The sequence below is a fragment of the Actinomadura sp. NEAU-AAG7 genome (assembly GCF_018603865.1).
GTDB classification, from domain to species: domain Bacteria; phylum Actinomycetota; class Actinomycetes; order Streptosporangiales; family Streptosporangiaceae; genus Spirillospora; species Spirillospora litoris.
The window spans coordinates 836,589-851,164 of sequence record NZ_JAHFZY010000001.1; the positions used below are offsets into that span (position 1 = coordinate 836,589).

The 14,576-nt window shown below is 70.2% G+C and carries 16 protein-coding genes; 11 read left to right on the forward strand and 5 right to left on the reverse strand.

Annotation, left to right across the window (positions count from 1 at the left end; all coding sequences use genetic code 11):
• Nucleotides 1–119: 119 nt before the first annotated feature.
• The 11 genes from KLI87_RS03930 to KLI87_RS03980 all read left to right on the forward strand — a co-directional run bounded on the left by KLI87_RS03930 (nt 120) and on the right by KLI87_RS03980 (nt 10,661).
• Complete coding sequence (locus KLI87_RS03930) at nt 120–449, forward strand: hypothetical protein (RefSeq protein ID WP_156220268.1); 330 nt, start codon at nt 120–122, stop codon at nt 447–449.
• Nucleotides 450–782: 333 nt separating this feature from the next.
• Nucleotides 783–1,853, forward strand: coding sequence for an SAVED domain-containing protein (locus tag KLI87_RS03935; RefSeq protein ID WP_214615854.1), 1,071 nt, complete (start codon nt 783–785; stop codon nt 1,851–1,853).
• Between the two features lie 408 nt (nt 1,854–2,261).
• On the forward strand, nt 2,262–2,945 hold the full coding sequence (locus KLI87_RS03940; protein WP_308165841.1) for a CRISPR-associated endoribonuclease Cas6: 684 nt from the start codon (nt 2,262–2,264) through the stop codon (nt 2,943–2,945).
• Nucleotides 2,938–4,356 carry a hypothetical protein gene (locus KLI87_RS03945; protein ID WP_214615855.1) on the forward strand — a complete coding sequence of 473 codons (1,419 nt, stop codon included), beginning with the start codon at nt 2,938–2,940 and terminating at the stop codon, nt 4,354–4,356. Before KLI87_RS03940 ends, KLI87_RS03945 begins: the two co-directional genes overlap by 8 nt.
• Nucleotides 4,353–5,396 (forward strand): type I-B CRISPR-associated protein Cas7/Cst2/DevR, encoded by a 1,044-nt coding sequence (cas7i, locus tag KLI87_RS03950; RefSeq protein WP_214615856.1) that lies wholly within the window; start codon nt 4,353–4,355, stop codon nt 5,394–5,396. The genes KLI87_RS03945 and cas7i overlap by 4 nt, the downstream gene beginning before the upstream one ends.
• A gap of 31 nt (nt 5,397–5,427) precedes the next feature.
• Nucleotides 5,428–6,072 (forward strand): CRISPR-associated protein Cas5, encoded by a 645-nt coding sequence (gene cas5 / locus KLI87_RS03955; RefSeq protein WP_214615857.1) that lies wholly within the window; start codon nt 5,428–5,430, stop codon nt 6,070–6,072.
• A 61-nt stretch (nt 6,073–6,133) separates the two neighbouring features.
• Nucleotides 6,134–8,485 (forward strand): CRISPR-associated helicase Cas3', encoded by a 2,352-nt coding sequence (cas3, locus tag KLI87_RS03960; protein WP_214615858.1) that lies wholly within the window; start codon nt 6,134–6,136, stop codon nt 8,483–8,485.
• Nucleotides 8,482–8,979, forward strand: coding sequence for a CRISPR-associated protein Cas4 (locus KLI87_RS03965; RefSeq protein ID WP_156220261.1), 498 nt, complete (start codon nt 8,482–8,484; stop codon nt 8,977–8,979). The genes cas3 and KLI87_RS03965 overlap by 4 nt, the downstream gene beginning before the upstream one ends.
• A 1-nt stretch (nt 8,980) precedes the next feature.
• On the forward strand, nt 8,981–9,961 hold the full coding sequence (cas1, locus tag KLI87_RS03970; RefSeq protein WP_214615859.1) for a CRISPR-associated endonuclease Cas1: 981 nt from the start codon (nt 8,981–8,983) through the stop codon (nt 9,959–9,961).
• Nucleotides 9,962–9,964: 3 nt separating this feature from the next.
• Nucleotides 9,965–10,228, forward strand: a complete 264-nt coding sequence (gene cas2, locus KLI87_RS03975) for a CRISPR-associated endonuclease Cas2 (protein ID WP_214615860.1) — start codon at nt 9,965–9,967, stop codon at nt 10,226–10,228.
• A 79-nt stretch (nt 10,229–10,307) separates the two neighbouring features.
• Entirely contained in the window at nt 10,308–10,661 is a 354-nt protein-coding gene (locus KLI87_RS03980) for a VOC family protein (RefSeq protein WP_214615861.1), read from the forward strand.
• Nucleotides 10,662–10,728: 67 nt separating this feature from the next.
• Here KLI87_RS03980 and KLI87_RS03985 read toward each other — a convergent pair whose 3' ends face one another.
• Genes KLI87_RS03985 through KLI87_RS04005 form a run of 5 tightly spaced genes read right to left on the reverse strand, consistent with a single transcriptional unit; the run spans nt 10,729 to nt 14,574 of the window.
• Nucleotides 10,729–11,247 carry a flavin reductase family protein gene (locus tag KLI87_RS03985; RefSeq protein WP_156220258.1) on the reverse strand — a complete coding sequence of 173 codons (519 nt, stop codon included), beginning with the start codon at nt 11,245–11,247 and terminating at the stop codon, nt 10,729–10,731.
• Between the two features lie 3 nt (nt 11,248–11,250).
• Nucleotides 11,251–11,607, reverse strand: coding sequence for a cupin domain-containing protein (locus tag KLI87_RS03990; protein ID WP_214615862.1), 357 nt, complete (start codon nt 11,605–11,607; stop codon nt 11,251–11,253).
• A complete protein-coding gene (locus KLI87_RS03995) occupies nt 11,604–13,085 on the reverse strand; it encodes a 4-hydroxyphenylacetate 3-hydroxylase family protein (protein WP_214615863.1) in 1,482 nt (493 codons plus the stop codon). Before KLI87_RS03995 ends, KLI87_RS03990 begins: the two co-directional genes overlap by 4 nt.
• Nucleotides 13,085–13,762, reverse strand: a complete 678-nt coding sequence (locus KLI87_RS04000; protein WP_214615864.1) for a DUF2848 family protein — start codon at nt 13,760–13,762, stop codon at nt 13,085–13,087. Before KLI87_RS04000 ends, KLI87_RS03995 begins: the two co-directional genes overlap by 1 nt.
• Entirely contained in the window at nt 13,759–14,574 is an 816-nt protein-coding gene (locus KLI87_RS04005) for a carbon-nitrogen family hydrolase (protein WP_214615865.1), read from the reverse strand. Before KLI87_RS04005 ends, KLI87_RS04000 begins: the two co-directional genes overlap by 4 nt.
• Between the last annotated feature and the right edge of the window lie 2 nt (nt 14,575–14,576).

Consider the following 14,576-nt stretch of genomic DNA (forward strand, 5'->3'; position numbering starts at 1 on the left):
CACCGCGAGCCGGAAGCCCGCTGGACCCGCACCGCGCCGCGATCGGCACGCCGGGAAACCGCAGCCTCGGCCCGCGCCTGCCCGCTCGGGCGACCACGAGAAGCTCCCGGGCGTCCGCGATGCACCGGGCGACCACCTCGGTGTCGCCCCATGTGACGGCCTCGCTGACCGCACCGCACACGTCCAGGCCCGGCGCCTCGCGCAAGGCGGCCCCGGTGATGATCCCGACGACCTTCCTGCCGACGTTCTCGTCCCTGACCAGCATCGTCACGCCGCCCGCGTTCGCGGTCACCACCTCGATGCCGTGCTCCTCGACGCGCTGCTCGCGGCCGTCCACGCCGGGCGCCCCCACCTCCGCCAGGGCTCTGTCGAGCCACTCGCCCTCGACGCAGGTGATCAGATGCGAAGCGCCGACGTTCTCGCGACGCTTGTTCGACCCGAAGATGTAGTTCTGGTTGCCCGCCGTGCTCAACACGACCGCGTACACGTCCACCCGCGCCCCCTTCTCACCGGCACCATCGACAGGGACTGATGGACGGACCCGCGACGGGCCCCGACGGTCGTTCAGAGCGGCGTGCTGAACGCGCCGATCGACCGCCTTCCGCCGAACACCGACGGTGACCGACTCCGGCCCCCGGGACGCACGGTCCGTCCCCGTGGGTCTCCCTGGCATCAGAACGGTGGCCGCCCGAGCCGTTGCACGGCGCCGGCGCCGCAGCGGGCCCTGGGTGCGGCCTCCGTCCATCAGTACGTCGCGTCCACGGCGACGGAGGCGAGGCGCGATGACCGAGACAACGAACGCACCGACGATGACGGTGGTCGGGGGGCCCGCCGCGACCCCGTCGCGGACCCACCGCGTGATCACCGACGGGGCCACCTGGAGCGGACTCGGTGGTGCGGGCGCGGGCGGGTTCGGTATCGAGGCCGCCAAGTCGATCATGACGGGGGCCCCGGCCGGACGCGGGTGGTTCGTGCTCGGCTGCCTCGCCGGGCTCGCCTGTCTGGGGCTCGGCGGGTGGCTGCGCGTCCGCGCGTCCGGCAGGACCCGGATCGGGCTCGTCGTCACCGCCTCCGACAGCGGACGCGGTGCCACGCGCGCCGCGGCGCTGGAGAACAAGGCCGTGGAGTACAGCCGGCGGACCTGCTCGGTCACCGTCCGGACCCGGCTCGCGCTCTCCGAGACCCGGCCGTGGCCCGCGGAGGGCGTCGACGCGCTCGCCGACGAGACGCTCGCGGCGGCGGACATCGCGGAACGGCTGGTCAGCGGCGCCACCCGCGTCAACGTGATCCCGACGATGCCGCTGCCGGCCGGGTTCCGGTTCGGCGCCAGGATCGGCCACACCCACCCTCGCGAGATCGTCGTCCACGCGGTCCGGCAGGGGGACGGCGACCCGTCCTATTTCGCGGCGATCAGTCTCCGGGAGGGCCCGCTCACGACCGGACCTCTCACCGTGGAGCCGGTGGAAGCCATTGGGGGCGGGGACGAGTCGCGTGCGGCGCTCGCCGTGGACCTGCAGAATCTCGGTGCCGACTTCGTCCAGCCCGTTCGCGCCGCCTGCCGCGAGCACGGGATCGGCAACCTGCTGCTCCTCCGCCGGCACACCACCGGCCTGCTGGACGAGACCGCCGAGACCTACACCGCGATCGTGGAGCAGGTCTGCCGTGCGTGGCGGGATGCCGCCCTGCCGGCGGCGGCCCGCACCGGGCGGCACTCCGCCTTCCTCACCGGGCCGGTCGCCGTCTCCATCGCCCTCGGCGCCCGGCTCGCGCACATCCAGCCCGACCGCTGGACGGCCTTCGACTTCGACAACGCCTCCAGCACCTATACGCCCTTCCCGTCCGATAGCGCGTAAAGGTCTGGATTTCACTAAAAGTGGGGATTTGTGGTGACCCCTCTGAGGGGCGATGAGCACGAGCCTGCGGACGAATCCGACAAAAAACTCGATCAGTTGCGACCCCGGCAAATGCCGTTCGAGTGGGTCGATCTCCCAGGTCAGCATATCCACTCCCGCGCGCCAGGCCACATCCGGACAGGCGATGTCGTGATCGAGTTTATTGAAGGCCGATCGTGCGCGCCGGGGGCCGCGTAACGTCCCGCGACGTGGTCGAAGAGCCGGGATCCACGCTCGCACGGGGGTCTGACAAAACGTCGTCCATCAGTCCCTCCTGAAGTTCATGTCTCCTGTTCGCGAGAAAGGACCGATTTGATGCGTTTGCGAGTAACTGTTCATACGGGGGCCCGGGAGCTTCCGTGGGAGGAGGTGTTGGCGCCTGGCCGGGCGTTGTCGTATGCGCTGCTGGAGCGGGGCGCCCCCGAGCTGGGGAAGGCCCTCCACGCGAACGGGTGGGGTCCGCTCGGGCTCGCCCCGTTCGGGTACGGCGCCCCGGTGTTCCCCGCGGCGCGGCGGCGGCGTGGCGTCTACGCCGCGGACGGCCCCGGCATCGTGGAGTTCGGCAGCCCGCTGGTCGCGGTGGTCGAGGGGTGGGCGGCCGCGCTGGCGTCGATCCCCGTGCTGGCCTGGGGAGCGACCGCGTTCATCGTCGACGGCGTCGAGCCGGTCGAGGCGCCGAGGTTCGAGTCCGGGAAGGCCGTCTTCCGCACCGAGACGCCGGTGGTGATGAAGAGCTCCGGACGGGATGATTCCGGCGCCCGCACGCACCGGCAGTCGTGGTGCCTTCCGGGCGAGCCCGAGTGGGACGTCTACATGCAGGGCAATCTGCGGCGCAAGGCGGCGACCCTCGGCCTGGATCCGGAGGTCACCCTCGAAAGCGTCGGCTGGATCGGGCCGAAGCGCTCATTCGCGGTGGGGAGCGGCGGCGGCGGAAAGAAGCCGGGCGCCAGGGTCGAGGTGATGGTGTCCGGCGCGCCGGAGACCCTCTCGGCCCTGCACTCGTGGGGGCTCGGACAGGCCAACAGCACCGGCATGGGCTGGATCGGTGCCTGACACCGCGTCGAACCCGGCCCTGGTGCTGACCGCGAGCCCTTTGCAGCGCGTAGGGGCGTTCGCCTTGGCGGCACTCGCCAAGGCGGGGCACCCACGTGAGGTGTCAGGTGAGGTCCTCCACGACGCCGTCGGACGGATGACAGGCCATCTCCTGGAGACGGTCAAGGTGGCGAAGGCGGCGGATCCCGGCGGATTCTGGCTCGGCGCCAGTTACCTGCTGTGGCCGAATTCGAAGCTGAACCCGACCGCACGCGGGAAGCAGTCCTTTTCGGAGCGCGACCGGCTGATCCGGGAGTGGCGGGCATATCCGGATCCGGCGGGATGGCCGGGGGCGCCGTGCGCGTACTGCGGACGCCCGGCCTGCGACTGGTACGGAAAGGTCGACATCCCCCTGGGCGCGAGCGCCGCGCACCGCAACACCACCGCGCCAGGTCACGAGGGCACGCCGTTGTGCTACCCGTGTGTCGCGAGCCTGTGGGCCTTCCCGTACGGGGCGTCGCTGTCGGGCGGCCGGGCCGCGCTGATGCATTCCTGGGACGACGATTTCCTGGCGAGGATGACCGCGACGACGGTCACGCGGACCCTGCGTCAGGCCTCCGCCGGGCCGTCCGAGAAGCAGAAGCCCGGCCCGTACGCGCGTGAGCTGTGGGTGCTGCAAGCCGTGCGGGCCTACGGCCAGCGGATCACCTCCGGTGTGGAGCTGATCGTCTTGTCCAACTCCAACAAGGAGCAGCTGCTCGCCACGCAGGAACTGAGCCAGCCGGTCGCGGAATTCCTCCGGTCCACCAACAAGAACCCCAAGCGCAGTGCCGCGTATCCGGTGCTGGTAGCGACCCAGGGGACGAAGCAGGTTCCGGGAGAGGCGTTTCTGGCGAAGCGCGCCTTCACCCGTCCGGCGCAGGTTCTGGACTTCGCGATCGGACATGTGCTGAAGCAGATCTCGGCGGCGGCCCTGGTTCCCGCCGAAACGACCGTGTTGGGCCCACTCCTTTACGCCTACTGCCGTGAGGTACTGACCATGGACGACAAGGACGTCGAGCGGATAAGGGAACTGGCCCGCCGTCTGGCCGCCCTGCTGGGGCAGGACAGTCGCCGAGGGCCGTTCCGCGAATTCATCCAGGCCAACGGCAAGGGCGGGAACCTGCACGGCTGGTTCCGCTCCAAGGGCGTGGACTGGCTCCTTTTCGAGCGGCCGAAGGACACCCCGCCCGTCCTGCTGCCGGTGCGGGACTACCGGCTGCTGTTCGAGGACGAGCGGTCCTGGTCCTGGCGGCGGCTGCTGGTCTTCGCGGTGCTGGAGGCGCTGGCCGAGGCGGGATGGGAGCCGAAGGGCCCGCAGGAGGAACTCCAGGAGATCAAGGAACTGGTCGACGCCGTCGGCGGCGGCCAGGAGGAAGGGGTACAGCGGTGACGTTCCTGGTGGGGCAGCAGGTTCTCCAGATCAAGGCCGGTGCGCCCAACAACGGGCGGGGCGAGGACAACCGGGGCATGGTCAAGAAGTTCTCGACCGGCCGGGGGGACAGGTATCCGTATGTGTCCGCGCAGGCAGGACGCCGGTGGCTGCGTGACAGCCTGCCCGCCGGTGAGCCGACCTCGCCGGTGATCCGCAGCGGGGAGGGGAAGAAGCAGCAGGCGTACACGCGCGGCCGTCCCGACCTCTACCTGGACGACGACCTGTTCGGCTACATGATCGCGGTCAGGGCGGACGAGGCGGGCAGGTCGCAGACGTTCATGCGCGACACGGTGCTGGCGACCGGCACCCTGGTCTCGGTCGTCCCCAGCAACCCGGTCATGGACTTCGGCACGATGAGCCGCGACTTCGGGCCAGGGACGAACCCCGTCATCCACGAGCACGAGATGTACACCGCCGACCTGGCCGGTGACCTGCTCCTCGACCTGCCGCGCGCCGGAACCTTCGAGACCGGCGGCAGGACGACCAAGGCCGCGCTGCCCGGCGGCCTGGCGAAGGAGGTGGTCGAGCGGGGCGGCAGCGAGGTCGTCCTGCGCGACGTGCGGTGCGTGCGGTTGCCGATCGAGGAGCGGCGCCGCCGGATCGCGGTGCTGCTGCGGACGATGACGGTGGTCAAGGGCGGTGCCAAGCGGTCCGCCCACTACGGCGACCGGACGCCCGGCCTGGTGATCCTCGCGCCGGTCAAGGGCGGGACCAACCCGTTCACCCGGGTCGTCCGGGAGCGCGAGAAGGCGACCCACTTCGACGCCGACGTCCTGCGCGAGGAGATCGAGGCGTGGGCCGACGAGCTGGACGGCCCGGTACGCGTCGGGTGGGCTCCCGGGTTCCTCGGCAGCCAGCGCGACCGCGCCGGCAGCGACCTCGCCGACCTGGTCAAGGAGGGGCGGCTCGTCCTCGGGCACCCCCGGACCGTCCTGAACACCCTGGCCGACGAGATCGAACGCGGCGACCACGACCACTGGTTCGACGACCCGCGATAGCGCGCCCGCGCCGTCCGCTAGGAGTACGCCCATGTCCGAAGCCCTGGAAGTGACCGTCACGGCTCCGGTCGTCAGCTTTCGCAACCCCCTCTATGACGGGCTGCAAATCGAGTTGCCCTGCCCGCCGCCGTCCACCGTCGGCGGGATGCTGGCCGCCGCCGCCGGAGGATGGGACCGGGTCCCCCCGCACACCCGGTTCGCCATGACCTTCCACGCCGCCGGATCGGGCCGCGACCTGGAGACCTACCACCCGCTCGGCAGCCCCGGCACCACGACCAACGCCACCATCAAGGACCGCGACTTCCTGGCCCTCGTCACGCTGACGGTCTGGCTCACCGAGGACATCGGCCTGTGGGCCCGCGCGATCCGCCGCCCGGTCTGGCCGCTGCGCCTTGGACGCAGCCAGGACCTGGTCGCCGTCACCGCCCGCCGCGTCGAGCTGACCACGTCCACCGGCCGCCAGAACCGCGCCGTCGTCCCGTTCGGCCTGCCGAACGCGACCGGCACGGCGATGCGGCTGACCACCGCCATCTCCGCCGACCGCGCCCGCTTCACCTGGGACGACTACCGGTACGACCCGGCCGGCGCGCGCACCGAGATCGACACCGGCCTCGCCACCGGGGGCGGGCAGGCCCTCGCGCTCCTCCCACCCGTCCACCCGGACCGGAGCACCTGAGACCGTGGCCGTGACGGACCTCAGAGCGAAGAGTTCGCCCAGGCCGGGAGTCCCCGGCGAGTTGCTGACCAGCCATCTGCTCACCACCCTGGACGCCGTGCGGGTGATCCGCGCCCGGGTGGGTGACATCCCCGGCATGCCAGCCGAATTCTGGACGTCGGCGGCGCTCGCCGCGCTGCTCCACGACGCGGGCAAGGTGCCGGACGGCTTCCAAAGGATGATCGGCAACCTCGCCCGGCAGAAGCCGGTCGTCTGGGGTGAACGGCACGAAGTGCTGTCCCTGGGATTCGTGCGCCTGCTCCTGACCGACCTGCCCGCCGAGCAACGTGACCGTGTGGCGGCGGTGGTGGCCGGTCATCACCGCCCTTTCACCTCGGGTCTGGAAAGGGTGTCCAAGCTGCCGCTGTTCACGCAGTACGCCGACGACCGCCCCGAGGACTTCGCCGGCAAGTTCACACCCGCGTCCCCGGAACGCCTCACCGCACTCATGGAATGGTTGCACGCCACCGGCCGCCGCTACCGGCTGCCGTTCCCCGAAACGGTCCCGGCCCATGACATCCGGCAACTGACAGACGCCGCCCATCGGCAATTCCAGAACGTCATGGACCGCTGGGAATGGGAACTCCCGCCCGGCGACGCCGGCGGCACGACGGCCGTCCTGCTGCTGGGCGCGGTCACCATGGCCGACCACCTGTCCTCCGCGCACGCGCCCCTGGCCGGCCGGAACCCGCTGAACGAGAACTATCCCGTCCGGCTGGCGGAGCGCCTCGCCGGCCAAGGCCACGCCCTGCGCCCGCAGCAACGACAGGCCGCCGCCACCCTCGGCAACCTCCTCCTGCGTTCCTGGACGGGAAGCGGCAAAACCGAAGCGGTTCTCCTGTGGGCGACCACCCAGATCGACGACCTGGCAGCCCGCACGAACGGAAATCCCCGGGTCTTCTACCTACTGCCCTACCTGGCCAGCATCAACGCCATGACCGGTCGCCTCGCCGAGGACCTGCACTCACCCGACGGAATCGGCGTCGCTCATTCCAAGGCGGCCTCCTACCACCTCGCCCGGTCCCTTTCGGACGGATGCACCGGTGATGACACCGACCTCACCGACGCCGCCGCCAAAGCGCGTTCCCGCGCGGAGGCCACCAAGAACTTCCGCGAACTCCTGCGCATCGGCACCCCGTACCAACTCCTCCGAGGCGCGCTGGCGGGGCCCGTCCATTCCAGCATCCTCACCGACAGCGCCAACTCGGTCTTCATCCTGGACGAGCTGCACGCCTACGACCCGCGCCGCCTCGGCATGATCCTCGCCATCCTCGGCTTCTGGCACCGCATCGGCGGACGCGTCGCCGTGCTCTCCGCGACCATGCCCACCGCCCTCGCCGACCTGGTCACCCGAGCCCTGGACGGCCGGACGACCCTGGTCCAACCGCCGGCGGAGCTCCAGCCTCCCGTCCGTCACCGGCTGCACACCCGCCAAGCCCACCTCACGGACGAGAGGTCTCTCGCCGAGATACGTCAACGACTCACCCACGGCCAATCCGTTCTCGTCGTCGCGAACAACATCCGCGACGCGATCGGCCTCTACGAAGCCCTCGGTCCCTTCTGCGCAGAACTCCACGGCGAAGGCTCCGCTCACCTACTGCACTCGCGCTACCGCCGCATGGACCGGACCGCCATCGAGACCGCCGTTCGGAAACGCTTCGCCAGCGGAACGCCCCGCCGACCGGGCCTGCTGGTCGGGACCCAGGCACTCGAAGTCTCCCTCGACCTCGACCTGGACTCCTGCCACACCTCGGCCGCCGACCTGGAAGCCCTCGTCCAGCGCTTCGGCAGAGCCAACAGGCTCGGCGCCCTGGCACCCGTCCCGGTGGTCGTCCACCAGCCCGCCTATGCCACCCGCGGCGGCGAGCTGTGGGCCGACGGCGTCTACGAGGCCGAGCCCACCCTGCACGGCTGGGACATCCTCACCCGCCACGACGGCCGGACCATCGACGAACAGGTCATCACCGGGTGGCTCGACGAGATCTACGCCGGCCCCTGGGGCCGCACCTGGGCCGAAAGGGTCGAATACCACCGCCAGGAGTTCGAAGATGCATTCCTGGAATTCTCGCACCCCTTCGACGACCGCTCCCACCTCGCAGAGGTGTTCGACCGCCAATTCGAAGGATCCGAAGTGATTCTTCGGCAAGACCATGACGACTACAGAACTTCCTTGGAGCAGGCGGACGACAAGGCGGTCTCCCGCCTGCACGCCGACCAGTACCTCATCCCCGTCCCGTCATGGTGCACATCCCTTGGCGGCTATGACAAACGTCTCAAGATATGCGTCGTAGAAGGCGACTATGACGAACACCTGGGCTTACGGGCCATCCATCCCGATCCACATCAAAAATACGAACCGGGTGAGATCCTTTGATCGAGGCCGAGGATGTCGGCGGCGTCCACATCAAATACCTCTACCACTGCCGCCGCCAACTGTGGCTCTACCTGCGCGGGGTCCGCCCCGAACATCTGAGCGGCAGCGTGCGGCTCGGCGAGGCCGTACACGAGACTTCGTACACCCGCCGCGGCCCGGTCGACCTCGGCGCCGCCAGACTCGACTTTATCGACGGCCGGCGCTGGGTCCACGAGGTCAAGTCATCGGCCCGTCCGACCCCCGCGGACGAGGCGCAGGGGCGGCACTACTGCTACCGGCTCGAACACATCGGCATCGACGCCCAAGGCGCGATCCTGCACTACCCCAGAACCCGCCGCACCCACCGCCATCCCTACACACCGGAGGCCGCCCGGCTGGCCCAGGCCGACATCGCCCAGGTCCTCGCCGTCGCCGCCGAGAGCACCTCACCCACCCGCCTGGCACGCTCGGCCTGCCGGGGCTGCGGCTACACCGACTACTGCTGGACGGAATGACATGCCCGCCGCCGCACGCACCTACTGGCTCACCGGCCCCTGCCGCATTCGCCGCAAGGACGAGTCGCTCGTCATCGAGCGCGAGGGCACCGGCAAGGTCCACATCCCGATCACCGACGTCCGCGACATCGTCGCCTGCGCCGAGACCGACATCAACACCTCGGTCATCGCGCTCCTGAACCGCCACCGCGTCAACGTCCACTTCCTGAGCCACTACGGCGACTACGCCGGATCGCTCCTCACCTCCGACACCAGCACGTCCGGCGAGACCGTCCTCGCCCAGGCTCGGCTGGCCGAGGACCCCGAGGCCGCACTCCAGGTCGCCCGCGCCATCGTCGCCTCCACCGCCTTCAACGTCCGCCGCGTCATCGACCGGAAGCTCCTCGCCCACCCCTACGACGTCCTGCGGAAGGAACTCGAAGCCGCCGAGAGCTCCGCCCGCCTCATGGGCATCGAGGGCAATTTCCGCCGATCGGCATGGGAGGTCCTCGACACCGAACTCCCCGGCTGGCTCCAGCTCTGCGGCCGCAGCCGCCGCCCGCCCAAGAACGCCGGCAACGCGTTCGTCAGCTACGTGAACGGCATCACCTACGCCCGAACCCTCACGGCCCTGCGCCTGACACCCCTGCACACCGGTATCGCCTTCCTGCACAGCAGCATGGAACGCCAGCGCCACTCCCTGGTGCTCGACATCTCCGAGATGTTCAGGCCCCTCTTCGCCGAACGCCTGCTTTTGCGGATGAGCAAACGGAACCAACTCAAGGAGCACCATTTCGACAGCGGAGCCAACCAGGCCATGCTCAGCGAAACCGGTCGCAAACTGGTCGTCCAGGCCGTCCGCGACGAACTGTCCGTCACCGTCGCCCACCGCACCCTGAACCGGCCCGTCGCCTACGACGAACTGCTCTACCTCGACGCCCTGGCCCTCACCCGGCGATGCCTCGAAGGCACCCCCTACAAACCCTTCCGGATCTGGTGGTGAACCGTGCACGTCATCGTCGTCTACGACACCGCCGCCGAGCGGAACCCCCGCATCCTGCGAACCTGCCGCAAGTACCTGCACCACGTCCAGCGAAGCGTCTTCGAAGGCCAGGTCACCCCCGCCCAACTACGCCGCTTCCAATCAGAGGTCGAAACCCTCCTGGACCTCACCTACGACAACGTCATCGTCTACACCTTCCCACCAGGAACAACCCCCGTCCGCCACGCCTGGGGCGCCGCCGAACCCGCCCCCACCGACATCCTCTAGGGCTCGCCATAGAGCGGAAGCCAAACGTTTTCCCCTGGCTTCCGCCCGTCCGATCGCCGTTGCTGGCACAATCCGCGGCATGGAACGTGTGCTTGGAATCGGTGGGTACTTCATGAGGGCCGCCGACCCGGCGGCCCTCAACGCGTGGTATCGCGATTGCCTGGGTTTGGACACGGACAACAACGGCCTGTGGCGCCAGGATGACGGGCCGACGGTATTCGCGACGTTCGAGTCCGAGACCGACTATTTCGGGTCCCGCACCCAGCAGGCCATGCTCAACTTCCGCGTCCGCGACCTGGACGCGATGCTCGCGCAACTGCGCGCCAAGGGAGCGGACGTGGCGGAGGAAACGCAGGACATGGAAGGTGTCGGCCGGTTCGGCTGGGTCACCGACCCGGAGGGCAACCGGGTGGAGCTGTGGCAGCCCGCCTGACCGCTCGACCATGGCCCGGCAGCCGCGCGGCACGCGCGTGACGGCGCGCCTCTCCGCGCCGGGTGGGTCAGAAGAACCAGGGGTCCAGGGCTTGGCCGTGCGGGACGATGTCGCTGAACCGGCCGCCGTAGAAGCCGAGCGGATCGCCCTCGCGGGTGCAGACGCCGGTCACCGCGCCGAACACGACCGTGTGGTCGCCCGCTTCGACGGTGCGCTCCAGATCGCATTCGAGGTGGGCCAGTGCCTGCGGGACGACGGGCACGCGGTGGCCCTCGTACTCCAGGCCGAGTCCGGCGAAGTGGTCCTCTCCCCGCCGGGCGAAGCGGAGCGCGATCTCCTGGTGCCGCCGGGAGAGGACGTTCACGACGAATCCGCCCGCGGTCGTCACGGCCTCGACGCTGCGGGCGCCGTGGTTGAAGCAGACGAGCAGCAGCGGCGGGTCGAGGGAGACCGAGGTCAGCGAGTTGACGGTCATGCCGTGCGGGACGCCGTCGAACTCGGTGGTGACCACGGCGACGCCGGTGGCGAACCTGCCCATGGTCTGGCGCATCAGCAGCGGGTCGATCAGTGACGGTGCCGTGGTCATCTCCTACTCCTTACCGCCTGCCGGGTAGCGGACCTCGAAGGTCAGGACGCCCTGCTCGGAACGCCAGGGACCATGCGGCATGCCCGGCGGACGGCACGCGTACTCGCCCGCGGAGAACGTCCGGTTCAGCGTCAGGTCCACGAACGAGCCTTCGAGGATGTAGACCTCTTCCCAGAAGTCATGCCTCTGCACGCCCATCGGCGTCGAGTCCGCGCCCGGGGCGTAGCGGAGGATCCGGGTGGCCACGCCGCTCTCGGGGTCCCTGCTCAGGATCCGTTCGGTGATGAGCGGGTCGTCGCCGGGGCAGACCGTGAACTCGACGTCGGTCACGGGGAAGAACTCGTACTCGGGCTTGCTCACGCCGGCGCCTCCTCCTTCAGGTCCGCGACGGGCAGTCCGGGCGCGTCGTAGGACGCGAGGAACTCCTCGACCGTGCGCACCGGGGTGTCGTAGTCGAAGTTGCGGAACGCGTAGCCCTTCACGACGAACGGGGCGCCGGCGTAGAATAGCTCGTACTGCTGGTGCCGTCCGGCGAACTCGCTGCCCACCGCGTCCCACGCGAGTTTGAACAGCTTGACCCGGTCCACCGAGGAGACGCCGGGACTGCTGACGTAGCGTTCCATGTCCTCGCGGGTGCCGGCGTTGAGCAGTTCGTGGACGCTGGAGGGAACCTGGAGGACGCCCCCGCCGACCAGGTCGCGCACGATGCCGATGACCCGCGGGTGGATCTCGGACTGGAGGCCCATCGCGCCGTACAGCGACGCGGCGCCGGGGCGCCAGAGGCCCTGGGCGTCGGGCGCCGCGGTGTGCTCGGCGGCGAGCACACCGGACTCGACGACGGAGACGAGGCCGGCGAGTTCGCCGAGCTTCTCGACCACGCCGGGGAACCTGTCGACGCCGTTCACCGCCGCGACCTTGCGGGCGATGCCCGCGAGGAAGTTCAGCTTGGTGGCGAAGCGGATCTGCGCCTGCCAGTTGCCGAGCACGTGCGCGGCGGTGTCGAAGAACTGCTTCCGCAGCCCCGGGACGTCCTTGTAGACGAAGACGTCCTTCCACGGGATGAACACGTCGTCGAAGACGAGCAGCGCGTCGCTCTCGTCGAAGCGCGAGCTGAGCGGGTAGTCGAACCCGCTGGTCGCGCCGGGCGCGTAGGGGCGGCGGCAGTAGAGGGCGAGACCGGAGGCGTTCACCGGGACGGTGAAGCTGACCGCGAAGTCCTCGTCCTCGGGCTGGAGCGGCTTGATGCAGGAGACCAGGATCTCGTCGGCGACCGCGCCGCCGGTGGCGAGCATCTGGGCGCCGCGGACGACGATGCCGTCCTCGCGCTCCTCCTTGACCCCGACCTGGATGAAGTCGCCCTCCCACGCGTGCGCGGTGGTGGCCCGGGAGACCTGCGGCGGGATGATCGCATAGGACACGTAGAGGTCGTTCTCGACGATCCTGCGGTGGTAGGCGAGGACGTTGCCGCGGAGCCCGCGTTCCTCGGCGAACGCCTCGGGATGGGCGGAGAACGCGGCGACGAAGGCCCCGACGTGGTCGGGGGAGCGGCCCACCCAGCCGTGGGTGTGGTCGGCCCAGACCTGGGCGGCGGCGCGGAAGGCCCGGAGGTCCTCCGGGCCGCGCGGGGGCAGGAAGAGCCGGTTGACCGGACGGCCGGACGCCTCGTCCGCGACCTGCATGCCGTTCGCGGGGTCGGCGGCCAGGTCGAAGAGGCCGCCGATGGTGCGGGCGATCGGAGCGAACGCGGGGTGGCTCGCGACGTGTCCGACGGGGGCGCCGTCGACAATGACGCGGCGGCCGTCGTCGAGCGAGGCCAGATAGTCGGTGCTGGTGCGCATCATCCATTCCTTACAGTGACGGAGTAGGCCAGTTCTAGGGGGGCGCGGCCGGGGACCTGGAGGCGCATGCGCCAGTCCGTGCCGTAGCGGAAGCCGCCGTCCAGCAGCGGCATCGTGCCGCCGAAGAGCGCCAGTGCGGTGCCGCCGGCACCGCGCCGGTCCCACTCGGCGAGCACCTGGCCGGTCGGCAGCATCTGGGCGAGGGTGCCCTCCTGGTAGGGGGTGCCGTCCACCCAGCTGCGGGCGACGATGTCGTCCCAGGCGACCGCGGCCGGGTCGTCGCCGAGGTCGATCACGGTGGACGCGATGGGCTTGGGGCAGGCCGCCTTGGACAGGTGGACGTCCTGGCGCTCCAGCTCGCGATCGGTGTGGTCGGAGCCGACGGTGAGGTAGTGGCGGCCTCCGGCGCGCAGGAGGACCGGCTCGATCTCGCCCGAGGTCGACCTCCCGTCCACCGTGATCGAGGCGTCGGTGGTCAGCCGGTCGACGGCGATCTCGTAGAAGGCCGGGACGCCGTCCGGCTCGGGGACGCCGATCGCGGCGAGCTCCTCGATGTGGCGCCGGACGGCGTCCAGGTCACGGCCGGTGTATCCGGCCACGACGAGGTGGGACGGTGCGAAGGGCAGCTCGTCCCCCGCGTCGGTCCGCAGCCGGAGCCTGGTGGTCGCGGTGGTCACGCGTATCTCTCCTGCGTCGTCGGGACGGCGGGCCAGCGGCGATCCGCCAGCGCCGGGAACTCGGCGCGCACGCGCTCGGGCAGGTCGGGGTCGAGGTCGGCGAAGGTGAACCCCTCCTCGGTGCCGGCCTCGACCAGCACCTGTCCCCAGGGGTCGACGACGCGGCTCCGGCCGCCGAGGAGCACGCCGTGCTGCTCGCCGACGGCGTTGCACGCCACCAGGTACGCCTGCTGCTCCACCGCGCGCACGGTGGTGAACAGCCGCCAGTGCTCAAGGCGTCCGGCGGGCCACGCGGCGCAGACGGCCACCGACTCCGTGCCCTGGTCGACCAGGCTCCGGTAGAGCTCGGGAAACCGGAGGTCGTAGCAGGTGGTGATGCCCGTGGGCATGCCGGCGATCGGGTCGACGGACACGGAGGCGCCCGGGGTCAGGAGCTCCTGTTCGCGCGAGCCGTAACCGAAGACGTGCACCTTGCGGTACGTGCTCAGCACCGATCCGTCGGGGGCGATCACCACCGAGGTGTTGTGCAGCCGCCGGGCTTCGTCGACCTCCACGATGCTGCCCAGGTGCACGTACAGGCCGAGGTCCGTCGCCCATGCGCGGGCCGCCGTGACCGTCGGGCCCGCCAGCGGCTCGGCCCGCGCGCCGTACTCGTCGAAGGCGAAATAGCCGACGTTCCACAGTTCGGGCAGCACCAGAAGGTCGGTCGCGCCCAAACCGCTTTCATGGCGGACGGCATCGCCGACCCGGCGCACCCGATCGGCCACGGATTCGTCATCGGGGCTGGCGACCTGGAGGAGCGCTACGCGCATCG